This window comes from Pseudomonas alkylphenolica (assembly GCF_004025535.1).
GTDB lineage: Bacteria > Pseudomonadota > Gammaproteobacteria > Pseudomonadales > Pseudomonadaceae > Aquipseudomonas > Aquipseudomonas alkylphenolica_A.
This window is the reverse complement of sequence record NZ_QJRG01000047.1, coordinates 680668-704978: the sequence shown is the minus strand read 5'-3', so window position 1 is coordinate 704978 and position 24311 is coordinate 680668. Positions and strand designations below refer to the sequence as shown.

Sequence of the window (24311 nt, the reverse complement as noted above, 5' to 3'; positions counted from 1 at the left end):
CACAACGGGTTGGCAGGCACAACAATATTCCCGCGCCGCCCTCAAGGCAGACTAGACCTGCACAACCCTGCCGATGCCTTCGCGATCCGCTAAATCCAATAATTAAGGGAGCCCCCCTGATGCGAATAACCAGGATCCTTGCTCAAACCACCCTGGCACTTGGCGTGTCGCTAGCCGGCGCGCACTCCGCCCTCGCCGAGCTGCCCGCCGACACCGGTATCGGCCAGACGGTGTTGCCGTTCCCGCCTTCGCCGCACCGCGCCTATATGGTTGATGTGGAATTCGACAACTTTGTCACCGGCCGCGTGGTCGTGGTCGACCCGGACCAGAAGCGCTTCCTCGGCATGGTCAGCACCGGCTTCGCCGCGCCTTCGACCCTGAGCCGTGACGGCAAGCTGCTGTACACCGCCGACCTGTTTTATTCGCGCGGCACCCGCGGCACCCGTACCGACGTGCTGACCGCCTGGGACACCTCCAAGCTCGCGCCCGAGTGGGAAGTGGTCATTCCTTCCAAGCGTGCCGAGTCGCTGACCCAGCGCTTTGGCCTGTCCACCAGCGCCGACGACCGTTTTGTCTACGTCTACAACTTCACCCCGTCGACCTCGATCACCGTGGTCGATACCCAGGCCAAGGCTGTCACCAGCGAAATCGCCATTCCCGGCTGCGTGCTCAGTTACCCGGTGGGCAAGCGCCGCATCGCCTCGCTGTGCGGTGATGGCAGCATCCAGCTGCTGACCCTGGGCGACGACGGCAAGGAAACCGCGCGCACCCAGACCAAGTTCTTCGACCCCAACGCAGAGAAGCTGGTTGAGCGCGGCGTAAACGTCGGCGACACCTTCTACTTCACCACCACCACCGGCACCGTGTACACCCTGGACCTGTCCGGGAAGGAAGCGAAGATCCTGCCGACCTGGTCGCTGGTCAACGACGAAGAGAAAAAGGCCGGCTGGGCACCGGGCGGCTGGCAGCTGCTGGCTGTGGCACCGAAGCTCAACCGCCTGTACGTGCTGATGCACGACGCCCACGAAGCGATGAAGTGGGAAGACCCTAGCAACACCATCTGGGCGTTCGACCTGAAGACCCAGAAGAAGGTCGGCACCCTGAGCACCGAAGGCGCGCCGATCTGGAGCCTGCAGGCCACCAGCGACGACAACCCGCTGCTGCTCGGCATCAACGTTGGCGGCGGCATGGACATCTTCGACCTGAAGAGCGGCAAGTACACCGGCACCATGGAAAAGCTGCATAAAACCGCCACGCAGATTCTCAGCCACTGAGCGAGGTGAGTTCATGCATACCGATCCGATCTTCATCATTGCCGGCGCGATCACCATTGCGGTGATCCTCGCCAGCGCCGCGACGCACAAGCTTCGCGCGCCGGCACGCTTCACCAAGCAGCTGGAGGATTATCAGCTGCTGCCACAGGCGCTGCTGAAACTGGTTGCCCGCGGCCTGCCGTGGCTGGAAATCGGCGTGGCCTTCGCCCTGCTGGTACCCGCCAGCCGGCCGACCGCAGCGCTGCTGGCTGCGGCCCTGCTGGCGCTGTACGCGGCGGCCATCGGCATCAACCTGTGGCGCGGCCGCGCCGACATCGACTGCGGCTGCTCGGGCCCCGACCAGGCGCAACCGCTGCGCCCGGTACTGCTTGCCCGCAACGGCGTGCTGGTGGCGCTGGCGCTGGCCGCCGGCATTGCCCCGCAGGCACGCGAACTCGGCTTTTTCGACGGTTTCGTGGTGATCGCCGCGAGCGCCGTTGCGCTGCTCATCTACGCCGCTGCCGAAGGCCTGCTGGCCAACGGTCCTCGTCTGTTCAAACTGATTGGAAGGTAAATTATGGAAGGCTTGATCGTCTCCAACATCCTGCTCTGGGCGCTGCTGATCGCCCTCGCCTTCGCCGTGATGGGTCTGGTTCGCCAGATCGGCGTACTGCATTCGCGCCTGGCTCCTGCCGGTGCCCTGATGGTCGACAAAGGCGTTGCGGTCAACGAGCCGGCGCCACAAGTCACCGCTGCCGACCGCAACGGCCGCCCGGTCAGCTTCGGCTATGCCGGTGAAAAAGCCCAGCTGCTGTTCTTTCTCTCGCCGACCTGCCCGATCTGCAAATCGCTGCTGCCGGCGATCAAGTCGATCGCCAAGGAACAGGCCAACCGCCTCGACGTGGTGTTCGTCAGCGACGGCGACATGGACGCCCAGCAGAAGCTGATCCAGGAGCACAAGCTCGAAGACGCCACCTACGTGGTCGGCCCGCAAGTCGGCATGACCTACCAGATCGGCAAGCTGCCCTACGCCGCGCTGATCGACCAGAACGGCGTGTTGCGTGCCAAGGGCCTGGTCAACTCGCGCGAACACCTCGACAGCCTGTTCGAAGCCGAGCACCTGGGCAGCGCCACCCTGCAGCAGTACCTGCACGGCAACAGCGCTGCGCATGAGCATGCGCACGACCACAGCACCCCACACTCCCACGCCTAACAAAAACGAAAGGACAGGCCCATGAAACTCCTCGACCTCCTGTTCGAGCGCTCCGCCCGCCACGTCGCCGACACCACCTCGCGACGCAAGCTACTCGGCCGTCTCGGTTCGCTGATGATCGCCGGCGCGGCGCTGCCTGTACTGCTGCCGATCGACCGCACCAGCAAGGCGCTGGCCGCCGACAAGCCAATGGCTGGCGACCCGGGTGACCCGAACAGCTGCGACTACTGGCGCTACTGCTCGGTCGACGGCTTCCTCTGCTCGTGCTGCGGCGGTAGCGTGAATGCCTGCCCACCCGGCACCGAGGCCTCGCAGGTCACCTGGATCGGCACCTGCCGCAACCCGGCCGACGGCAAGGACTACATCATTTCCTACAACGACTGCTGCGGTAAGCACAGCTGCAACCAGTGCGCCTGTACCCGTAACGACAGCGAGGAACCCGCGTATCGTCCGTTCAACAACAACGACGTGAACTGGTGCCTGGCGGCGAAATCGCACATCTACCACTGCACCGTGTCGGTCATCCGCGGCGTCGCGATCTGAGGTGGCCACGATCATGCGCCCTCTGCTGATCATCGGCCTGACCTGCGCCCTGGCCGCTCCGCTGGCCATGGCGCGGGCCATCCCCGACCCGCACCAGAAACACGCCCCCGGCAACGAGGCGGTGCAAACCCCGATCGCCCAGGCCGGCTACAGCACCGCGGTGAATTACCAGTTGCAGTGCGCGGGTTGCCACCTTGGCGACGGCAGTGGCTCCAAGGCCAACGACGTACCGCGCATGAAGGACTTCGTCGGCAACTTCCTCAAGGTCGAGGGTGGCCGCGAGTTCCTCGTGCGGGTACCGGGCATGGCCCAGTCGGCGCTCAACGACGAGCAACTGGCCGACCTGATCAACTGGCTGATGCGCAAGGACGGCATTGCCGGTACCAGTCTGCCGGAGCACTACCAGCCCTATACCGGCGAGGAAGTGTCGGCGGTCAGGCACAGGTCGGTGCTCAATGTACCGAATGCCCGTGCCGGGTTGATCAGCCAGATGCGGGACAAGGGCATCGCGATAGAAGATGGCATGAGTTATTGAGTATGCGATCAGCCCGAGCCCGCCTAGTGGCTTAATGCTTTTCACTAATGCATTCGAGTCAAAGCCAGGGTTTCTAGTGAATCCGATACCAACCCCTTGGTATCGGATTTTTTAAACCCATTCAGCAGCAATTGCTCGACCTCGGCGACCTATTCAACTTCTCTGCCCTGTGCATCTTCGCCGAGTACGTTCCGCTTGCATGGAGCCTTCGGCACGCGCCGGTGGAATTTTCGCCTTGCTTCTTCCGGCCCTGGACTCGATCTCGACCGCTGCCAGCCACCCCCCTACTTTTTAGGTGGCCGCTTCAGATTTAAGCTGGAATTCCAATAACAACAACCACAGAACTAGTCATTCCTGAAAGCAAGTCACATCAATGACAGACATTACTGAACTACATGTAGGAAGCTGGCGAATATCTATTAAATAGCCACACGAACTAAAGAATATCCATCATTTACATCTTGAGATGCTCAACACAGGAATACTGCACACAAGATATCCAATAAACATTCCGCCAAGATAATCAACACACCCCAGAGACATTTCCTGCAAATCACTCGACACTATTAAACACGTTGTTTCGCCACCTCCTGTGTGGCTACCTACAGTCCGACTTAATTATTTTAAATAACCGCTTGACACCGACGCCAGGTGGCAACCATATTTTATCGCACTGACCAGCAGAGCTCTTACCTACTGCAAATTCGGTCAACGAATTAAACTTTCGGCAACTTCTTCACCGTGCCTCTACACGGGCATTCGACAACGATCTACCCACTCGTAAAGACATCTTTTATCAAGCTTGATCCAAGCAAATGGAAGGATTGTGTCCGACTAACAATAACGTACGCGCCGGGCGATTGATCGTCATTCAGCTCCTGTAACATTGAGGCCCCCTATGCGACAGCAATATGATCCTGCCTGGGTTGAAAGTACGGCTCAGGCCAAATGGCTTCGCGATGAAGCATTCAAGGCTATCGAAGACGAAAGCCGGCCTAAATTCTATGCCTGTTCGATGCTGCCCTACCCTTCCGGAAAGTTGCACATGGGGCATGTGCGCAACTATACGATCAACGACATGTTGGCCCGCCACTTGCGAATGAAGGGCTACAACGTTCTGATGCCGATGGGGTGGGATGCGTTCGGCCTACCGGCAGAGAACGCCGCGATGCAGTCAGGCGTGTCGCCCGCTCATTGGACACGGATGAACATTGCCGACATGAAGTCGCAGATGCAGCCATTGGGACTGGCGTTCGACTGGTCACGGGAAATCGCCACCTGCGATCCCGAGTACTACAAATGGAACCAGTGGTTCTTCTTGAAGTTGCTGGAAAAGGGCTTGGCCTACAAGAAGACCCAAATCGTCAACTGGGACCCCCTCGACCAGACCGTGCTGGCCAACGAGCAAGTGGTGGACGGTCGGGGCTGGCGATCCGGAGCGCTCGTAGAGAAACGCGAAATTCCTGGCTACTACCTACGCATCACCCAGTATGGCGAGGAGCTGCTGTCGGCCATCGATACCCTGGAGGGTTGGCCGGACATGGTCCGCAGCATGCAGCGCAACTGGATCGGCAAGGCCAATGGGGTTCGCCTGGCCTTTACCCACACAATCGAAGACGCCAACGGCCAGCTGATAGGCGCAGGCAAGCTGTGGGTGTTCACCTCACGCGTCGATACGCTGATGGGCGTGACGTTCTGCGCCGTTTCTCCTGACCATCCACTGGCCAAGCGTGCCACGGAGCTCAATCCTGGGCTCGAACCACTGGTGCAGGCATGTCGACAGGCGACGCTGGCCGGCCCCGCCGCCGACGCCCAGGCGAAACTCGGCGTCCCGGGCGGCTTGCACGTAGAGCACCCGTTGACTGGTGAGCCAGTCCCCGTGTGGATCACCAACCATGTGGTGGGTGAGCATGGGGAAGGCGCCCTGATGGAGTACCGGCCCACGATGAACGCGACTTCGATTTTGCCTGTCAGTACGACTTGCCCATAAAGCCCGTAATCGCGTTCGATGGCGTTTCTCATGACCCTACAACCTGGTCAGATCGATATGGCAGCCGGGAAGGTCACTTGATCAACTCGGGCGCCTACGACGGTCTCACGGTGGAGCAGGCGACCCAAGCAATCGTCGATGCCCTGACCGAGTGTGGGCGTGGCGAGCAAGCCACCACGTGGCGACTGCGAGACTGGGGAATCTCCCGACAACGATACTGGGGAACTCCGATTCCGATCATTCACTGCAAACACTGTGGTGAGATGCCGGTGCCTTACGCAGATCTGCCAGTAATCCTGCCGACCGATTGCATTCCCGACGGAAGCGGCAATCCTTTGCAGCAGCATGAATCGTTCCGCCATGTCGCGTGCCCTCGTTGTGCCGCACCCGCGCTGCGGGAAACGGACACAATGGACACCTTTGTCGACTCGAGCTGGTATTTCATGCGCTACTGCGATCCCGACTGCCACACCTCAATGGTAGGGCATGGCAACCGATACTGGATGCCCATCGACCAGTACATCGGCGGCATCGAGCATGCGGTGCTGCACTTGCTCTACGCCAGATTCTGGACCAGAGCGATGCGCGACGAAGAGTTGGTGGACTTTAGTGAACCATTCAAGAACCTGTTCACTCAGGGCATGCTGCTGCGGGAAAGCTATTACCGCAAGGCACAGGACGGCAGCCGACGGTGGTTCTACCCCTCCGAAGTATCGGTTCAATACGATGAAAAAGGCCGCCCGATCAGCGCCACAGCGATCGAAGATGGCTTGCCCGTCACCCTGGGAGGAGTGGAGAAGATGTCCAAGTCGAAGAACAACGTCGTCGAGCCCAAGGACATCATCAACCGGTATGGAGCGGATACCGCTCGGCTATTCACCATTTTTGCCGGCCCACCTGATCAGAGCACGATCTGGAGCGACAGCGGTGTGGAAGGCGCTTCTCGCTTCCTGCGCCGTCTCTGGAGTTTTGCCGCTAATGAGCAGAAACGCTGGAGCGAAAGTGAGGACCAGGCGATAGACGCCGCAGAAGCCAGCCGTGTGCGTTTCATGACCCATAACGTGTTGAAGCAAATCAATAACGATTATGATCGGCTGCGGTACAACACCGTCGTATCGGGTGCGATGAAGCTGCTCAAAGTGCTGGAGAGTGCCCACAGCGCTGGTCGCCAGGTTTGCCGGGAAAGCATGTCCATTCTCTTGCAGGTGCTGCATCCTGTGACACCGCATATCTCCCAGATACTCTGGGAGGCATTGGAGTTCCCCGGCGAGATCTACGACAGTCCCTGGCCGACCCCAGACTGCGACGCTTTGAGGCAGGACGAAGTGAAGTTGATGGTGCAGATCAATGGCAGATTGCGCGGAGAAATAATGGTGCCGGCTGATGCCGATCAGGACACAATTCGAGCCCAGGCGCTGTCCGATTCGGAGTTGAGCAAATATCTGGTGGGCACTGGAAGGATGATCGTGGTGCCTAATCGATTGGTGAACTTCATCGTCTGACCATTCAGGTTGAGCTCTGAACACCAGAAAACCGGCGTTCTCACGAAATACCGGCTGGAGATCGCGCCGAAGGTGCCCACTAAGTTTCCTGTCCATACACCAAGACAACAGGGTGCCGCCGTAAGGGCGGAAGCGGCCAGCAGCAACCCCATAGGTAATGGACATGCCACAGTCGCATCACCCAACCCAAGACCTTGTGAAGAACCCCCAAAAAAAAGGCAGGCCTGAGGCCTACCTGAAAGGAGCACGAAACGATCAGTGTGCGATGCACACCGATTTGATCTCGGTATAGGCCTCAACCACCGCACGGCCAAACTCACGGCCCATGCCCGATTGCTTGAGCCCACCAAACGGCATGTTCGGGTCGAGCAACACGTGGGCGTTGACCCACACGGTACCGGCCTCGATGCGCGGCACCAGGTTCATCGCCTTGGTCAGGTCATTGGTCCACAAGCTCGCCGCAAGGCCGTAAACACTGTCGTTGGCCATGGCAATGGCCTGCTCTTCGTCGTCGAACGGAATCACCGACAGCACCGGGCCGAACACTTCAGCGCGGGCCACCGCCATCTCATGGTTGACGTCGGCAAGCACGGTCGGCTGCACGTAGAAGCCAGCGCTGTCGATCAGCTCGCCACCGGTGACCACGCGGGCACCTTCCTGCTTGGCCGTCTCGATGTGCTGGAGCACGCTCTGCTGCTGCTTGCGCGACACCAGCGGGTTGACCGCGGCGGTAGTGTCCATGCCGGCACCGATCGGCATGCCGGATACCGCTGCCGCCAGGCCGGCAACGAAGTCGTCGTAGCGCGAGCGGTGCACATAGAAGCGCGAGGCCGCGGCACACACCTGGCCGTTGTTGAGCAGGCCGCCCAGCAGCGCGCCCTGCACGGCTTTGTCGATGTCGGCATCGGCGAGGATGATCATCGGGTTCTTGCCGCCCAGCTCCAGCGCGAAGCGGGTCATGTTCTGCACGGCGACGCTGCCGACGATCTTGCCGACGGCGGTCGAGCCGGTGAACGACACCTTGTCGATCTTCTGGTGCGAGGCCAGCGCCTGGCCGACATTGCCGCCGCCAGTCACCAGGTTGAAGACGCCAGCAGGAATGCCCGCCTCGATCGCCAGCTCGGCCAGGCGCAGGGCCGTCAGCGGGGTTTCCGGCGACGGTTTGATCACCACCGTGCAACCGGTGGCCAGTGCCGGCATCACCTTCCAGGTGGTGATCATCAGCGGGAAGTTCCACGGCACGATACCGGCCACCACACCCACCGGCTCGCGGCGGGCAAACGCGGTGTAACGCGCGCCTTCCGGCAGCGGGATGGAGACGTCGAGGGCCTGCCCTTCAATCTTCGTCGCCCAGCCGGACATGTAGCGCATGAACTCGACCGTGGCGTTGACATCAAGCATCCGCGCCATGTTGATCGACTTGCCCTGGCACAGGGTTTCCAACTGCGCCAGTTCTTCGCCGTGCTCTTCTACCAGCGCAGTAAAGCGCAGCAGGATGCGCTCGCGATCGGCCGGGCGCAGCCCCGACCACACCCGCGCTTCGTGCGCCTTGCGCGACGAAAGTACGGCACGCTCGACCAGCTCCAGGCTGGCGTCCGCCACCTCGGCAATGGTTTCACCGGTGGCCGGGTTCAACACCGGCGACGCAGCGCCTTCCGGCACCACCCACTGGCCATCGATGAAGCAGCCGTGCCGACGCTGCAGAAAAGCGGCTACCTGTGGCAGTACATCAACCTTGCTCATTCGCATTCCTCATCATTGATCGAGTCGACCCAGGCTCACTGCTGGGTCAGGAAACAGGCAACCGCGGCGCTGTCTTCTGCAGCCGCCATCCCCGTGTAGGGCATGTAGGTGCCAGGCACGAAGGCCTGCGGCTGGGTAATGAAGGCCTGCAGGCTCTCGGCTTTCCAGTCCACGGCCTTGTCTTTCATCGCCTGGGAATAGCTGAAGCCCGGGAACGTGCCCGAGGTGCGGCCAGCGACGCCATTGAGGTTGACCCCCATCATGCCGGTCACGCCCTTTTGCACGGCGTGGCACACCGAGCACTCCTGGGCGAACAGCTGGCTACCCTTCTGCACCGCGGCGGGTGCGCAGGCAGCAGCCGCCTGCACTTGAGAAACCTGAAACAGCGCCAGCACGGTGAGGCCGGCCAGGCACCGGCGAATCTTGTTGTTATGCATGAATCTGAAACCTCTGACCTGAGCATCCGACTGCCCGTTAAAACTCCTGCCATGGGGAAGCCATCGGCCGTTCAGGCGGACGATGGTCTTTGACCTGTCGATTTAAACCGCAGTGGCCAAACAAGGTTTTTTTCTGCATGCCAGTCGTATTGGCTGCAGTGCCAACCTGACGGTGATGAGGACAGCGCGCCAATAGCGGCTCAGGGGACGCAACCCTGCACGTCGGTGCAGGGTTGCGGTAGGCGGGAGATCAGTGCTGGTAACGCTTGCGGTATTCACCCGGCGATACGCCAAAGCGGGCTTTGAAAGCGGTGGAGAAATAGCTGGCGTCGGAAAAGCCCCAGGAATAACCCAAGGCCGACAGCTTCTGTTCCGCGCCGCCGTGGCGCAGCGACTCGGCGCAGAAGTCCAGGCGCCGGCTCTTGATGTACTGGGCAACCACCAGGCCCTTCTTCGAGAACATCCGGTACAAACCGCGTACCGACACCCCGACCTCGCGTGCAAGCAGCTCCGGGCACAGTTCTTCGCTGCGAATGTGCTCATCGATGAAGGCGATGGTTTTGCGGAACAGCCGCTCATGGGCATCCGGATCCGCCTCGTTGCTGCCGATGACCGGGCGCAGCAAACTGATGATCGCCTCCAGGGTGGCTTCGCTCTCCTGCAGGCTGAGCGTGTCCATGTTGCTCGCCTCCAGCACCAGCCGGTTGGCCAGTAACGCAATCGGCGAGCTGGCATCGATACGCTGGGCGCAGCGAATGCTGCTGAAGCGCTGGCTGTGCTCGACCAGGTGTCGCGGCAGAATCAACGACAACTGACGTGAGTTGTCGCTGTAGGTGAAGTCGCTGGGCAAGGTGGCATCGATCAGGGTGATGTCGCCAGGACGCAGCGTTACACGCTTGCCGTCCTGCTCCATGCCGGCCTGGCCCTGCAGCTGAAACGCGGCGAAAAAGTGCTTGCCCTCGCTTTGTTCCACCTCGCGCCCGGTGCGATACAGACGGGCCTGGGCCACATCCACCAGGCTCAGCTTGATCGCGCCGACCTTGTGCTCCTTGACCGAGCCGGAAAATTCGGGCCCCAGGGTGGTCGCGCAAAAACGACCACAGGCCTGGTTGATTTTTTGCAGCCATTCATCAAAACGGTCTGCCCTGAGTGCACTTGCAGTCATCATGATGTTACAGGCCTCGCTGATATTTTTATTATTGGCCAGGCGCCGACCTCATCGCGCCTGGGTTACCTCATCATCTGGCAACGCTCGCACGCTCCGGCGCGCTTATTTAAGCCCACCGAAACGCAGATAAAAACTTTCGCCCACTTCCGGCAACGGGCCGTCGGCGGTTTCCAGCGCGCTGCTCAGGAACTCCTCACCTTTGGCCTGGACCAGGCGGTAGATGTTGCGACACAGCTGCCGCGCCGCACGCCCTTCCCAGTCACCGGGGAGCAACTCGTCAGGCAGCTGCGGATCACGCAGCAGCAATTTGCGGTATTCGTGAATGAGCAAGGTTCGCGCCAGAAAGCAGTCCATCGGCTGCAATTGGTCCTGCTCGCGCAGCGCCTGCCACAAGGGGCGGAACAACTGGATGAACTCGCTGTACTGCGCGGCCAGGGCCTCGATGTTCCAGCTCTCGCGCACCTGCATGCGCAGGGCCTTGGAGGCCAGCACGTCTTGCGCAGTGGTCTCGAACAGAATGGTGTCTTCGAGCACCTCAAGGTCCTGCAGGGTCGCGACGACGTCGGAACGCTCGCAGCGCGGGCAGGCCAGCATCACCGGCGAAATCGCACCAAAACCTTGCCACTCCAGCTCTTCGCGCACCTGTTTGCGCTTGTCCTGCGGCAATTGCGACAGCAGCGCCAGGGTCCACGAACCGTCCCAGGCCGGCAGCGCCGAACTGTAGACCCGCTTGAACGCCTTCTCGAATCGCCGCCGACCGGTTCCGGTCAGGCTGTAGTAGCTGCGCCGCCCGACTTTCTCGGCGCTCAACCAGCCTTCCTTGGTCAGGCGGAAGATCGAGGTACGGATCAGCCGTTCGTTGATGCCGATGGGTTCGAGCAACTGGATCAGGCTACCGAGCCACACCGTTCCACCGTGCGGTTCGATGGCATCACCGTAGAGGGTGATGATCAGCGAACTGGCACGCAGCGGCGTCTGCTGCTGGAAACGGGTAATCAACTGATTTAAGGGGGCAAGGGACGTCATGGGAGAACCGGGCATTAAAGTACTGCGAAATATACCCGCTGCACGCCAGTCCTGGCCATTGCCACTGACCTTCGCCGCACTGCTCATTGCCCCTCCCCTTTGGGCCGCAAGGTGCTGGCAGAGATTCGCGGACGGTCCGTCTCGACCTCGCGCAGCGGCTCGCAGGCGACCATGCCCTGCAGGCAGCGCTGGGCAAGGCGCTGGTATTCCTCGGTGCCTGCCCGCTTCCAGGCCACTTCCTCGTCACTGAGGCGGCGCTTGACCTGCGCCGGTGCTCCGAGCACCAGCGACTGCTCGTCGCAACGAAAGCCCGCCTTCACGAAAGTGGTCGCCGCCACAAACGAACGCGGGCCAATCTCGGCGTTGTCCATCACCACTGCATTCATGCCGACCAGTACGTCTTCGCCGATGCGGCAGCCGTGCAGCACGGCGCCATGGCCGATGTGGCCGTTGCGCCCGACCACTGTGTCGCTTTCAGGGAAGCCGTGCATCACGCAGGTGTCCTGGATATTGGCGCCCTCCTCCAGGACGATGCGCCCGAAGTCGCCGCGCAGGCTGGCCAACGGGCCGACATAGCAGCCGGCACCGATGATCACGTCACCGATCAGCACCGCCGTGGGGTGCACATAGGCGCTGGGGTGAACCACCGGAGTCAGGCCGTCAAGGCTGTAGCAGGTCATGACGATGTCCTCATTGGGCCGCGTGGCGGCGGCTCTGGACGATGACAAAGCGTCGGCTGACGAAGGCGCCGTCACTGATCGAGGCATTCGCTGCCGGGTTGCCGCCAGTGGCATGGAAGTCACTGAAGGCCGCCGACTGGTTGACGAACACACCGCCGTCGAGGTTCACCGACAGCGCCACGGCAACATCCTGGGCCAAGGCTTCAGCCTGCTCGAGGAACGCCTCGTCAGTGGAATACACGCCCAGGGTCATGGCGCCTTTGGCGGCGATCACTTCGCGGGCGACCTGCAGGCTGTGGGCGCTGTCGTCCGTGGCAATGATGAAGGCGATCGGGCCGAAGCGCTCTTGCGTGTAGGCATCGCGCTGCGCGGCGTCGACCTTGAGCAGCAGTGGCGTGTGTACCCGCGCGCCGGGGAACTGCGGATGCTCGCGCACTTCGCTGTCGAGCAGTACCTCGCCGAGTTCGCGGCAGGCGTCGATGCGCGCCACGGTGGCCGGCGACTGAATGGCGCCAAGCACCGCACACGCGCGGTCGTTGTCGGCAAGAAATCCTTTGACGGCAGCGGCCAGTGCCTCGGCGACCTGATCGAAGCTGAGCTGCTCGTCACCATTGCGGATACCGCCGCGTGGCACATAGATAGCCTGGGTGGTGGTGCACATCTGCCCGGAGTACAGGCTCAGGGAGAACGCCAGGTTCTTCGCCACCGCCTTGAGGTCGTGGGTGCTGTCGATGATCACGCTGTTGATGCCGGCCTTTTCGGTGAACACCTGGGCCTGCAGTGCGTTGTGTTCCAGCCACTCGCCGAAGGCATTGGAGCCGGTGAAGTCGACCAGCTTGACCCGTGGGTCGAGCGCCAGCTGCTGCGCCACCGGTGCTTCCGGGGTGTCGACCACCAGGCTGACCAGCGCCGGGTCGAAGCCCAGCTCGGCGAGCGCGTCCTGGGCCACCTTGACGCTCATCGCCACCGGCAGGATCGCCCCCGGGTGCGCCTTGACCAGCACCGGGTTACCGGTGGCCAGGCTAGCGAACAGGCCCGGGTAAGTGTTCCAGGTCGGGAAGGTTGAACAGGCGACTACCAGCGACAGGCCGCGCGGCACGATGTGCCAGCGCTTGTCCAGTTGCAGCGGGTCGAATTTGCCCTGCGGCTTGATCCACTGCGCCGCCTGCGGTACCTCGGCCATCGCCCGCCAGGCGTAGGCCAGCGCTTCCAGGCCACGGTCCTGGGCATGTGCGCCGCCGGCCTGGAAGGCCATCATGAAGCCCTGCCCGGTGGTGTGCATTACCGCATGGGCCAGGGTCGGGCTCAGCGCGTTGAGGCGCTGGAGGATTTCCAGGCATGCACCGACCCGCGCCTGCGGGCCGGCATCGCGCCAGGCCGGCAGTGCCTGCTGCTGGCGCGCCAGCAGCTGCTCGGCGTCATATTGATCGTAATGAACGCCAAGCTCGAAGCCGTAAGGCGAACGCTCGGCCCCCACTTGCGCCACGGCTGCCGGGCCGTGCAAAGCGAACGACTGGTTGAGCAGCGCCTCGAATGCTGCTTGCGCGCCCTCTACCGCCGCTTGCGGATACTGCTTGAGCTGTTCGCTGTAGGGCGACCAGTAGCTGCGCTCGGCAATGGCCTGCAGCGCGCGGTCAAGCATGGGGCGGTGATGGTCGAACAGTTCCAGGGCAGCACGGGTGGCAGTGGACGGCATCGCGTAAATCCTCGAAAAACTGGCGGCTTCAGCACAAAGCTACAGAAAGCGATGCGCTTGATGAGATTTTCTGTATCACAACGCTTTTTGACAGATAAGTAAAGACATCTGTATCGGAATATTATCCGTTCGTCGCGATGTTTCATGCCCTTCAGTGCTGCTAAAACCCGCATTCATGCAGCTGTAAGCCGCACCAACCCACTATCCGCCAGCACTCCAGCACCCAAACATAGGACACGAAATTGTATTTTTGCGTTGTTGTTTTGTATCGCTTTGTGCGTATACTCGAAAAAAGCCGGCCCGGCAGGTGCCCTCGCAGGTACTCACCACATGGCCGCAACACCCAATAACTAGCCGGCTAACCAAGCCGCGCGCGCAGCCTGAGGAGCGTTTGATGCCTCGCACCCTTGCCGTTCTTGCCCCCGAAGCGGGCGTACGCCTGATCACCCTGCAGCGCCCGGAAGCGCTGAACGCCCTGAACACCGAGCTGCTCGGTGAGCTGGCGGCCGAACTGGAACTCGCCGAACGTGATCCCGAGACCCGCGCCGTGGTCATCACCGGCAGCCGCAAGGCCTTCGCCGCCGGTGCCGACATCAAGGAAATGGCCGAGCGCGATCTGGTCGGCATCCTCAACGACCCACGTGTCGGCTACTGGCAGCGCATTGCCGCGTTCTCCAAACCACTGATCGCCGCAGTCAACGGCTTCTGCCTGGGCGGCGGCTGCGAGCTGGCCATGCACGCCGACATTCTTGTTGCCGGCGAAGACGCACGCTTCGGCCAACCGGAAATCAATCTCGGCATCATGCCCGGCGCCGGCGGTACCCAACGCCTGCTGCGCGCGGTCGGCAAGTCGCTGGCCATGCAGATGGTGCTCACCGGCGAAGCCATCGATGCGCGCTTCGCCCAGCGCGCCGGCCTGATCAGCGAAGTGACCCAGCCCGAGTTCACCGTCGATCGCGCCATCGCCATCGCCCGCGTGATCGCGCAGAAAGCACCGCTGGCGGTACGCCTGGCCAAGGAAGCTCTGCTCAAGGCCCAGGACACGGACCTGGCCAGCGGCCTGCGCTTCGAGCGCCATGCTTTCACCGTGCTGGCCGGTACGGCCGACCGCAATGAAGGTATCGCCGCCTTCCAGGCCAAGCGCCGCCCCGAATTCACCGGTCAGTAAGCCTGGCCGCCCCTTCCCTGGTTATCCCTAGAGCCCCCCTGCCATGAATTTCCAGCACATCCTGTTTGCCATCGAGGAAGGCGTTGCCACCCTCAGTCTCAATCGCCCGGAGCAACTCAACAGCTTCAACGCGCAGATGCACGCTGAAGTGCGCGAAGCCCTCAAACAGGTGCGGCAGAACCCCGAAGTGCGCGTGCTGTTGCTCAGCGGCGAAGGCCGTGGTTTCTGTGCCGGCCAGGACCTGGGCGACCGCAACGTTGCCCCGGGTGCCGCCGCGCCGGATCTGGGCGAGTCCATCGAGCAGTTCTACAACCCGTTGATCCGCGCCCTGCGCGACCTGCCGTTGCCGGTGATCTGCGCGGTCAACGGCGTCGCCGCCGGTGCCGGGGCAAACATTCCGCTGGCCTGCGACCTGGTGCTGGCGGCGCGCTCGGCCAGCTTCATCCAGGCCTTCTGCAAGATCGGCCTGATCCCCGACTCCGGTGGCACCTGGACCTTGCCACGCCTGGTCGGCACCGCCCGTGCCAAGGCCTTGATGCTGCTCGGCGATCGCCTGAGCGCCGAACAGGCCGAGCAGTGGGGGTTGATCTACCGCGTGGTCGACGACGCCGAACTGCGCAGCGAAGCGCTCAAGCTGGCGCGCCACCTGGCCACCCAGCCGACCTATGGCCTGGCACTGATCAAGCGCAGCCTGAACGCCAGCCTGAACAACAGCTTCGACGAACAGCTCGAGCTCGAACGCGACCTGCAACGCCTGGCCGGGCGCAGCGAGGATTACCGCGAAGGCGTCAGCGCCTTCATGGCCAAACGCACCCCAACCTTCCAGGGACGCTAAGCGATGAGCGCACTTGATAACAGCACTGTCGTTGCCGTGATCGGCGCTGGCGCCATGGGCGCCGGTATCGCCCAGGTGGCAGCGCAGGCCGGTCACCCGGTGAAGCTCCATGACGCCCGCCCCGGCGCTGCCGCCCAGGCCATCGACGGCATCGACCGGCAGCTCGGCAAGCTGGTGGAAAAAGGCCGCCTCAGCGCCGAGGCACGCGCCGCCACCGTGGCCCGCCTGCAGCCGGCCGACGCCATCGAAGCCCTGGCCGATGCCGGCCTGGTGATCGAGGCGATCGTCGAGAACCTTGAGGTCAAACGCGGCCTGCTGCGTCAGCTGGAAGCGCTGTGCAGTGCCGAGTGCATCTTCGCCAGCAACACGTCGTCGCTGTCGATCACCAGCCTGGCCGCTGGTCTCGCCCACCCTGAGCGGGTGATCGGCATGCACTTTTTCAACCCGGCTCCGCTGATGGCGCTGGTCGAGATCGTCTCCGGCCTGGCCACACCACGCGCCCTGGCCGAACAGCTGTACGCCACCGCACGCGCCTGGGGCAAACAGCCGGTACACACCAAATCCACCCCCGGCTTCATCGTCAACCGCGTGGCCCGGCCGTTCTATGCCGAAAGCCTGCGCCTGCTGCAGGAAGGCGCCGCCGATTGCGCCACCCTCGACGCCCTGCTGCGTGACGCCGGTGGCTTTCGCATGGGCGCCTTCGAACTCACCGACCTGATCGGCCACGACGTCAACTACGCCGTGACCTGCTCGGTGTTCGCCGCCTATTACAACGACATGCGCTTCCAGCCGTCGCTGATCCAGAAAGAGCTGGTTGACGCCGGCCGCCTCGGACGCAAAAGCGGCCACGGCTTCTATAACTACGCCGACGGTGTCGAGCGCGCGCAGCCGGTCGAACTGACCAGCGCTGCCAGCGTCGACTGCTGCGTGGTGGAAGGTCACCTGGGTGTGGCCGAGCCACTGGTCCAGCGCCTGCAGGACGCTGGTGTGCAGGTGGTACGCCGCGACGGCAGCGGCCTGCTGCGCGTCGGTGATGCGCTGTTGGCCCTGTCCGACGGGCGCCTGGCCAGCCAGCGCGCCCAGGAAGACGGCCTGCGCAACCTGGTACTGATCGACCTGGCACTGGACTACGCCAAGGCCGGCCGCGTGGCGATCGCCTGCGCCGCCGATACCACCATCGATGCCCGCGACCAGGCCGTGGCCCTGCTGCAACGTGCCGGGATCAAGGTTAGCCAGCTGGCCGACCTGCCCGGCCTGGCCGTGCTGCGCAGCGTGGCGATGCTTGCCAACGAAGGTGCCGACGCGGTGCTGCAGGGTGTCGGCAGTGCCGCCGATATCGACCTGGCGATGCGCGCCGGGGTGAATTACCCGCAAGGCCCGCTGGCCTGGGCCGACGCCATCGGCCTGCCAGGCGTGCTGCGCATTCTGGAAAATCTGCAGACCAGCTACGGCGAAGAGCGCTATCGCCCATCCCTGCTGCTGCGCCGCCTGGTCGCCGAAGGGAGGCGCTTTCATGACTAACCACGAAGCCTTGTCACTGGCCACCCGCTGCGCCGAGACCATGTTCGAACGCGATAACGCCAGCCAGCGCCTGGGCATGCGCCTGCTGTCGGTCGCCCCGGGCCGCACCATGATCGGCATGAGCGTGCGCGAAGACATGATCCAGGGCCATGGCACCTGCCATGGCGGCTACCTGTTCGCCCTCGCCGACTCGGCGTTCGCGTTCGCCTGCAACAGCTACAACGATGCCTGCGTGGCGATCGGCTGCAGCATTGACTACGTCGCCCCGGCACACCTGGGCGACACCCTCACCGCACACGCCAGCGAGCTGAGCCGCAGTGGCCGTACCGGCAACTATGACGTGCGCATCGAAAACCAGCACGGCCAGCTGATCGCCCTGTTCCGTGGCAAGTCCTATAAAGTGCGCGGCACCGTGCTGGCGCAGGAGACCCCGAATGAATGACGCCCTGATTATCGACGCCATCCGCACCCCTATCGGCCGTTACGCCGGCGCTCTTTCCAGCGTGCGCGCCGACGACCTCGGTGCGGTTCCGCTGAAGGCCCTGCAAGCGCGCCACCCGCAACTGGACTGGAGCGCCATTGACGATGTGATCTACGGCTGCGCCAACCAGGCCGGCGAAGACAACCGCAACGTCGCGCACATGGCCTCGCTGCTCGCCGGCCTGCCGGTCAGCGTGCCAGGCACCACGCTCAACCGTCTGTGCGGTTCCGGCCTGGACGCCATCGGCAGCGCCGCCCGCGCGATCCGCTGCGGCGAAGCCGGGCTGATGATTGCCGGCGGCGTCGAGTCGATGTCGCGCGCGCCGTTCGTCATGGGCAAGTCCGAGCAGGCCTTCGGCCGTAGCGCGGAAATCTTCGACACCACCATCGGCTGGCGCTTCATCAACCCGCTGATGCAGGAACAGTTCGGCACCGACTCGATGCCGGAAACCGCTGAAAACGTCGCCGCCCACTTCAATGTCTCGCGCGCCGACCAGGACGCCTTCGCCCTGCGCAGCCAGCATAAAGCCGCCGCCGCCCAGGCCAACGGCCGCCTGGCCCAGGAAATCGTCGCGGTGGAGATCCCGCAGCGCAAAGGCCCGGCCAAGCGCGTCGAGCACGACGAACACCCACGCGGCGACACCACTCTGGAGCAACTGGCCAGGCTCGGTACGCCGTTCCGCCAAGGCGGCAGCGTCACCGCCGGCAACGCCTCGGGCGTCAACGATGGCGCCTGTGCGCTGCTGCTGGCCAGCCCACAAGCCGCCGCACGTCACGGCCTTAAAGCCCGTGGCCGGGTGGTGGCGATGGCCACCGCCGGCGTCGAGCCGCGCCTGATGGGCATCGGCCCGGTGCCGGCCACCCGTAAAGTTCTGGACCTGGCCGGCCTGAGCCTGGCTGATATGGACGTCATCGAACTCAACGAAGCCTTCGCCGCTCAGGGCCTGGCGGTACTGCGCGAGCTCGGCCTGGATGACGACGACGCGCGGGTCAACCCGAACGGCGGTGCCATCGCCCTCGGCCACCCGCTGGGCATGAGCGGCGCACGCCTGGTCACCACTGCCCTGCACGAACTGGAAGCGCGCCAGGGTCGCTACGCCCTTTGCACCATGTGCATCGGCGTCGGCCAGGGCATCGCACTGATCATCGAGCGGCTCTGACACGCCGGCCGCCGAAGGTTATTCTGATCAACAGCACTCAAAGGCCCGCGTGCGGGCCAATGCACAAAAACAATTCGAGTGAAGCCATGAATATGTCTGTAAACACATCCCCGCTTGATCCGATGGAAACCGCCAGCATCGATCAATTGCGTCAGCACCAGCTGGACCGCCTGCGCTGGAGCCTGAACCACGCCTACCAGAACGTGCCGCTGTACAAGCAGCGCTTCGACAGCCTGGGCGTGCACCCGGACGACCTGAAGTCGCTGGACGACCTGGCCAAATTCCCGTTCACCGGCAAGAACGACCTGCGCGACAACTACCCTTACGGCATGTTCGCCGTGCCGATGCATGACGTCGTGCGCCTGCACGCCTCCAGCGGCACCACCGGCAAGCCGACCGTGGTCGGTTACACGCAAAACGACATCAACACCTGGGCCAACGTCGTCGCCCGCTCGATCCGCGCAGCCGGTGGCCGTCGTGGCGACAAGGTGCAGATTTCCTACGGCTACGGCCTGTTCACCGGCGGCCTGGGCGCCCACTACGGTGCCGAGCGCCTGGGCTGCACGGTGATTCCGATGTCGGGCGGGCAGACCGAGAAGCAGGTGCAGCTGATCCGTGATTTCCAGCCGGACATCATCATGGTCACCCCCTCGTACATGCTCAACATCGCTGACGAGATCGAACGCCAGGGCCTCGACCCGCACAAGCTGGCGCTGCGCCTGGGCATCTTTGGCGCCGAACCCTGGACCGCCGAGCTGCGCCGCGCGGTCGAGGAGCGCATGGGCATCACCGCTCTGGACATCTACGGCCTGTCGGAAATCATGGGCCCGGGCGTGGCCATGGAATGCGCCGAGACCAAGGACGGCCCGACCGTCTGGGAAGACCACTTCTACCCGGAAATCATCGACCCGGTGACCGGCGCGGTGCTGCCCGACGGCGAATACGGCGAGCTGGTGTTCACCTCGCTGAGCAAAGAAGCGCTGCCGATGATCCGCTACCGTACCCGCGACCTCACGCGCCTGCTGCCGGGCACCGCACGGCCGATGCGACGCATCGACAAGATCACCGGGCGCAGCGACGACATGCTGATCATCCGCGGGGTCAACGTGTTCCCGACGCAGATCGAAGAGCAGGTACTGAAAATAAAACAACTTTCCGAGTGCTACGAGATACATCTGTATCGCAACGGCAACCTCGACGGCATGGATGTGCACGTGGAGCTCAAGCATGAACTGCAGGGCCTGGACGCCGACCAGCAGAAACTGATCGGCAACGAACTGAGCAAGCAGATCAAGACCTACATCGGCATCAGCGCACGTGTGCTGATCCAGCCTTCGCATAGTCTGAAACGCTCTGAAGGCAAGGCCTGCCACGTTTACGACAAACGTAGCCAGAGCTGATTGCAGCCTGCCCCCAGCCCCGCTTCGGCGGGGCTTTTTTTTGCCCGCGAAAAGCCCCGCAGCCCACACCGGCACAAACCACCCCTGCCGCGATCCGACGAAGTGATACAATAATCGCATGCGACACACAAATTAATGTTTGATATTTATTTTTGTATCATTTAAAAATACACCCATGGCCAAGGCCTCCCGACAAACAATTACAAGGCTGGAGACGCAGCATGTACGCACAACTGGTTGAGACCGGCGTTAAGCGGGTCAAGGCGCTGGACGAAATGTCCCCGGAAGAGCGCGCCTTCCAAGAGAAGATCGACGCCGAGATCAAGATCGAAGCCAAGAACTGGATGCCCGACGCCTACCGGCAGACCCTGATCCGCCAGATCTCCCAGCACGCGCACTCGGAAATCGTCGGCATGCTGCCCGAAGGCAACTGGGTAACCCGCGCACCGACCCTCAAGCGCAAGCTGCAGCTGATGGCCAAGATCCAGGACGAAGCCGGTCACGGCCTGTACCTGTACAGCGCGATGGAAACCCTGGGCGCCGACCGCGACGAAGAAATCGCCAAGCTGCACAGCGGCAAGGCCAAGTACTCGAGCATCTTCAACTACCCGACCCTGAGCTGGGCCGACATGGGCGCAGTGGGCTGGCTGGTCGACGGCGCGGCAATCGTCAACCAGGTGGTGCTGCAGCGCACCTCCTACGGCCCTTATTCGCGGGCGATGATCCGTATCTGCAAGGAAGAGAGCTTCCACCAGCGCCAGGGCTACCAACTGCTGCTGACCATGATGAAAGAAGGCACCCAGGCGCAGAAGGACATGGTCCAGGACGCAATCAACCGCCTGTGGTGGCCAGCCCTGATGATGTTCGGCCCAAGCGACGAGCATTCGCCGAACAGCGCCCAGTCGATGGCCTGGAAGATCAAGCGCCAGGGTAACGACGAGCTGCGCCAGCGCTTCGTCGACCAGACCATTCCGCAACTGGAGCTGCTCGGCTGCACCGTGCCGGACCCGGACCTGAAGTGGAACGAAGAACGCGGCCACTACGACTTCGGCGACATCCAGTGGGACGAGTTCTACGACGTGCTCAAGGGCAACGGCCCGTGCAACACCGAACGCGTCGCCACCCGCCGCAAGGCCATCGAGGACGGCGCCTGGGTGCGCCAGGCCGCGGTCGCCCACGCCAAAAAACAACAAGCCAAGCGCAACGCCGCCTGACAAGCCCCTGATCTGGAGAACCCCGCCATGTCCGAATGGACCCTGTTCGAAGTTTTCGTACGCAGCAAGCACGGCCTCAACCACAAGCACGTCGGCAGCGTGCATGCCGCCGACGCCGCCATGGCGATCGAGAACGCCCGCGAGCTGTACACCCGCCGCAACGAGGGCGTGAGCCTGTGGGTCGTGCCATCGGCGCTGATCACTGCCTCCTCGCCAGACGAGAAAGACCCGCTGTTCGTGCCGTCGGAAGACAAGGTTTATCGCCATGCCAGCTTCTACGAGCTGCCGGCCGAAGTCGGTCACATGTGAGGCCACTGCCATGACCCAACAACAAGACCTCATCCAATACCTGCTGCGCCTCGGCGACAGCGCCCTGATCCAGGGCCAGCGCCTGTGCGAATGGTGCGGCAAGGCCCCGGCACTGGAAGAAGAGCTGGCGCTGATGAACGTCGGCCTCGACCTGGTCGGCCAGGCACGCAACTGGCTGGACTACGCCGCCGAGCTGCTGGCCGACGGCCGTGACGCCGACCACCTGGCGTTCCGCCGCGACGAGCGTGCCTACCGCAACCTGCTGCTGGTCGAACAGCCCAACGGCGATTACGCGGTCACCATCGTCAAACAGTTTCTCTTCGACGCCTGGCACTTCCAGGTGTTGAGCGCCCTGAGCAGCTCCAGCGATGAGCGTGTCGCCGGCATCGCCGCCAAGGCCCTGAAAGAAGTCACCTACCACCTGCGCCGCTCCGGCGAGTGGGTCGAGCGCCTTGGCGACGGCACCGAGGAAAGCCACCGGCGCATGCTGGCGGCGATCGAGCAGGTTTGGCGCTTCACCGTCGAGCTGGCCGATGGCGACGAGGTCGAGCAACGCCTGGCCGACGCCGGCGTGATCGCCCAGCCAGAGGCAATCGCCAGCGCCTGGCGTGCCAAGGTAGACGAAGTGTTCACCCGCGCCACCCTGCCGGTACCGGCAGCAGCCAGCTACTTCTACCTGAGCGGGCGCCGTGGCGTACACAGCGAGCACCTGGGTGCGCTGCTGGCCGAAATGCAGTTCCTGCCGCGAGCCTATCCCGATGCGACCTGGTGAGCTGATCGCCAGCGACCGCGGCGCCCGCCCGCTCCAGGCCAATGACCTGGAACAGGCCTGGGCCGTGCTCGGCGAGGTGATGGACCCGGAGGTCCCGGTGGTCAGCGTGGTTGATCTGGGTATCGTCCGCGGCCTCGACTGGCAAGGGGGCCACCTGCACGTGGTGGTCACCCCGACCTATTCGGGCTGCCCGGCCACCGAGGTGATCGAGCAGGACATCGCCGACGCCCTGCAACAGGCCGGCTTCGCCGCACCGCAACTGGAGCGCCGGCTGACCCCGGCGTGGACCACCGACTGGATCAGCGACAGCGGCCGCGAGCGCCTGCGCACCTACGGCATCGCCCCGCCTGCTGGCAGCACCAGCAAGCGCAGCCTGCTCGGCGAGGGTGACGAGGTGTGCTGTCCGCAATGCGGCAGCGCCCACACCGAGCGCCTCAGCGAGTTCGGTTCGACCGCCTGCAAGGCGCTGTACCGCTGCATCGAGTGCCGTGAGCCTTTCGACTACTTCAAGTGCATCTGAGCAGCGCGCTGCCGGAGACAAAAAAAATGAGCAAGTTCCACAGCCTGAAGATTAAAGAAGTGCGCCCGGAGACCCGCGACGCGGTGTCGATCGCCTTCGACGTACCGGCCGAGCTGGCCAACGATTTCACCTTCACCCAGGGCCAGCACCTGGTGATGCGCACGCACCTTGAAGGTCAGGAAGTGCGCCGTTCCTACTCGATCTGCACCGGGGTCAACGACGGTGAGCTGCGCGTGGCGATCAAGCGCGTACCCGGCGGGCTGTTCTCCGCCTACGCCAACGACAGCCTCAAGGCCGGCCAGCAACTGGAAGTGATGCCGCCGTCCGGGCACTTCTACGTGCCGCTCGACGCCACGCGCCACGGCCACTACCTGGCCGTGGCCGCCGGCAGCGGCATCACGCCGATCCTGTCGATCATCAAGACCACCCTGGAACGCGAACCGCACAGCAGTTTCACCTTGCTCTACGGCAACCGTTCGAGCAACTCCGCACTGTTTCGCGAACAGCTCGAAGACCTGAAAAACCGCTACCTGCAGCGCCTCAACCTGATCTTCGTGTTCAGCCGCGAGCAACAGGACGTCGACCTCTACAACGGCCGCATCGATGCCGAAAAATGCGCCCAGCTGTTCAGCCGCTGGCTCGACGTCAAGGCCCTGGACGCCGCCTTTATCTGTGGCCCGCAGGCCATGACCGAAACCGTGCGCGACCAGCTCAAGGCCAACGGCATGCCGGCCGAGCGCATCCACTTCGAACTGTTCGCCGCCGTCGGCAGCACGCAGAAGCGCGAAGCACGCCAGGCCGCGGCCCAGGCCGACAGCGCCAAGAGCCAGATCACCGTGATCAGCGACGGTCGCGAGCTGTCGTTCGAGCTGGCACGCAACAGCGCCAGCGTGCTGGACGCCGGCAACGAACACGGCGCCGAACTGCCCTACTCGTGCAAGGCCGGGGTGTGCTCGACCTGCAAGTGCAAGGTGATCGAAGGCGAAGTGGAAATGGACAGCAACTTCGCCCTTGAAGACTACGAGGTCGCGGCCGGCTACGTGCTGTCGTGCCAGGCCTTCCCGATCAGCGACAAGGTCGTACTCGACTTCGACCAGCTCTGACCCGCCCGGTCCGCTGCCAGAGCCACCGCGTTAGCGCAGTGGC

The 24311-nt window shown here is 63.3% G+C and carries 22 protein-coding genes and 1 pseudogene; 17 read left to right on the top strand and 6 right to left on the bottom strand.

What is annotated here, in order from left to right; translation table 11 throughout:
• Positions 1–119 precede the first annotated feature (119 nt).
• From DM813_RS18560 to leuS, 6 genes and pseudogenes are all read left to right on the top strand, one after another.
• Positions 120–1274: an amine dehydrogenase large subunit gene (locus DM813_RS18560; protein WP_128324835.1), complete on the top strand. Its 1155-nt coding sequence runs from the start codon at positions 120–122 to the stop codon at positions 1272–1274.
• A 13-nt stretch (positions 1275–1287) separates the two neighbouring features.
• A complete protein-coding gene (locus DM813_RS18555; protein ID WP_128324834.1) occupies positions 1288–1827 on the top strand; it encodes a MauE/DoxX family redox-associated membrane protein in 540 nt (179 codons plus the stop codon).
• Positions 1828–1830: 3 nt separating this feature from the next.
• Positions 1831–2466, top strand: a complete 636-nt coding sequence (gene mauD / locus DM813_RS18550; RefSeq protein ID WP_128324833.1) for a methylamine dehydrogenase accessory protein MauD — start codon at positions 1831–1833, stop codon at positions 2464–2466.
• A 21-nt stretch (positions 2467–2487) separates the two neighbouring features.
• Complete coding sequence (locus tag DM813_RS18545; protein ID WP_128324832.1) at positions 2488–3009, top strand: methylamine dehydrogenase light chain; 522 nt, start codon at positions 2488–2490, stop codon at positions 3007–3009.
• Positions 3010–3022: 13 nt separating this feature from the next.
• Positions 3023–3544, top strand: coding sequence for a cytochrome C (locus tag DM813_RS18540; protein WP_128324831.1), 522 nt, complete (start codon positions 3023–3025; stop codon positions 3542–3544).
• 898 nt (positions 3545–4442) lie between these two features.
• Positions 4443–7036: pseudogene (gene leuS / locus DM813_RS18530) on the top strand (leucine--tRNA ligase).
• Positions 7037–7291: 255 nt separating this feature from the next.
• Here leuS and DM813_RS18525 read toward each other — a convergent pair.
• The 6 genes from DM813_RS18525 to paaN form a co-directional block, all read right to left on the bottom strand.
• Positions 7292–8779, bottom strand: coding sequence for an aldehyde dehydrogenase family protein (locus DM813_RS18525; RefSeq protein ID WP_128324830.1), 1488 nt, complete (start codon positions 8777–8779; stop codon positions 7292–7294).
• A gap of 35 nt (positions 8780–8814) precedes the next feature.
• On the bottom strand, positions 8815–9216 hold the full coding sequence (locus tag DM813_RS18520; protein ID WP_128324829.1) for a c-type cytochrome: 402 nt from the start codon (positions 9214–9216) through the stop codon (positions 8815–8817).
• 250 nt (positions 9217–9466) lie between these two features.
• Positions 9467–10384 (bottom strand): transcriptional regulator FeaR, encoded by a 918-nt coding sequence (feaR, locus tag DM813_RS18515; RefSeq protein WP_128324828.1) that lies wholly within the window; start codon positions 10382–10384, stop codon positions 9467–9469.
• A gap of 102 nt (positions 10385–10486) precedes the next feature.
• Entirely contained in the window at positions 10487–11410 is a 924-nt protein-coding gene (gene paaX, locus DM813_RS18510) for a phenylacetic acid degradation operon negative regulatory protein PaaX (RefSeq protein ID WP_128324827.1), read from the bottom strand.
• 83 nt (positions 11411–11493) lie between these two features.
• Positions 11494–12090 (bottom strand): phenylacetic acid degradation protein PaaY, encoded by a 597-nt coding sequence (paaY, locus tag DM813_RS18505; protein ID WP_128324826.1) that lies wholly within the window; start codon positions 12088–12090, stop codon positions 11494–11496.
• Between the two features lie 10 nt (positions 12091–12100).
• Positions 12101–13786: a phenylacetic acid degradation protein PaaN gene (gene paaN / locus DM813_RS18500; protein WP_128324825.1), complete on the bottom strand. Its 1686-nt coding sequence runs from the start codon at positions 13784–13786 to the stop codon at positions 12101–12103.
• Positions 13787–14180: 394 nt separating this feature from the next.
• Here paaN and paaF point away from each other — a divergent pair, with 394 nt between their 5' ends.
• The 11 genes from paaF (at position 14181) to paaE (ending at position 24268) form a co-directional block, all read left to right on the top strand.
• Positions 14181–14954 (top strand): 2,3-dehydroadipyl-CoA hydratase PaaF, encoded by a 774-nt coding sequence (gene paaF / locus DM813_RS18495; protein WP_128324824.1) that lies wholly within the window; start codon positions 14181–14183, stop codon positions 14952–14954.
• 43 nt (positions 14955–14997) lie between these two features.
• On the top strand, positions 14998–15789 hold the full coding sequence (gene paaG, locus DM813_RS18490) for a 2-(1,2-epoxy-1,2-dihydrophenyl)acetyl-CoA isomerase PaaG (protein ID WP_128324823.1): 792 nt from the start codon (positions 14998–15000) through the stop codon (positions 15787–15789).
• Between the two features lie 3 nt (positions 15790–15792).
• Positions 15793–17310 (top strand): 3-hydroxyacyl-CoA dehydrogenase PaaH, encoded by a 1518-nt coding sequence (gene paaH, locus DM813_RS18485; RefSeq protein WP_128324822.1) that lies wholly within the window; start codon positions 15793–15795, stop codon positions 17308–17310.
• Positions 17303–17752 (top strand): hydroxyphenylacetyl-CoA thioesterase PaaI, encoded by a 450-nt coding sequence (gene paaI, locus DM813_RS18480; protein ID WP_128324821.1) that lies wholly within the window; start codon positions 17303–17305, stop codon positions 17750–17752. The genes paaH and paaI overlap by 8 nt, the downstream gene beginning before the upstream one ends.
• Complete coding sequence (gene pcaF / locus DM813_RS18475; RefSeq protein WP_128324820.1) at positions 17745–18950, top strand: 3-oxoadipyl-CoA thiolase; 1206 nt, start codon at positions 17745–17747, stop codon at positions 18948–18950. The genes paaI and pcaF overlap by 8 nt, the downstream gene beginning before the upstream one ends.
• 86 nt (positions 18951–19036) lie before the next feature.
• Positions 19037–20350: a phenylacetate--CoA ligase PaaK gene (gene paaK, locus DM813_RS18470; RefSeq protein WP_128324819.1), complete on the top strand. Its 1314-nt coding sequence runs from the start codon at positions 19037–19039 to the stop codon at positions 20348–20350.
• Between the two features lie 221 nt (positions 20351–20571).
• Positions 20572–21564, top strand: coding sequence for a 1,2-phenylacetyl-CoA epoxidase subunit PaaA (gene paaA / locus DM813_RS18465; RefSeq protein ID WP_128324818.1), 993 nt, complete (start codon positions 20572–20574; stop codon positions 21562–21564).
• A 27-nt stretch (positions 21565–21591) separates the two neighbouring features.
• Positions 21592–21873 (top strand): 1,2-phenylacetyl-CoA epoxidase subunit PaaB, encoded by a 282-nt coding sequence (gene paaB / locus DM813_RS18460; RefSeq protein ID WP_128324817.1) that lies wholly within the window; start codon positions 21592–21594, stop codon positions 21871–21873.
• Between the two features lie 10 nt (positions 21874–21883).
• On the top strand, positions 21884–22645 hold the full coding sequence (paaC, locus tag DM813_RS18455; protein ID WP_128324816.1) for a 1,2-phenylacetyl-CoA epoxidase subunit PaaC: 762 nt from the start codon (positions 21884–21886) through the stop codon (positions 22643–22645).
• Positions 22632–23165 (top strand): 1,2-phenylacetyl-CoA epoxidase subunit PaaD, encoded by a 534-nt coding sequence (gene paaD / locus DM813_RS18450; RefSeq protein ID WP_128324815.1) that lies wholly within the window; start codon positions 22632–22634, stop codon positions 23163–23165. The genes paaC and paaD overlap by 14 nt, the downstream gene beginning before the upstream one ends.
• 26 nt (positions 23166–23191) lie before the next feature.
• Positions 23192–24268, top strand: a complete 1077-nt coding sequence (gene paaE / locus DM813_RS18445) for a 1,2-phenylacetyl-CoA epoxidase subunit PaaE (RefSeq protein ID WP_128324814.1) — start codon at positions 23192–23194, stop codon at positions 24266–24268.
• Positions 24269–24311: the final 43 nt, after the last annotated feature.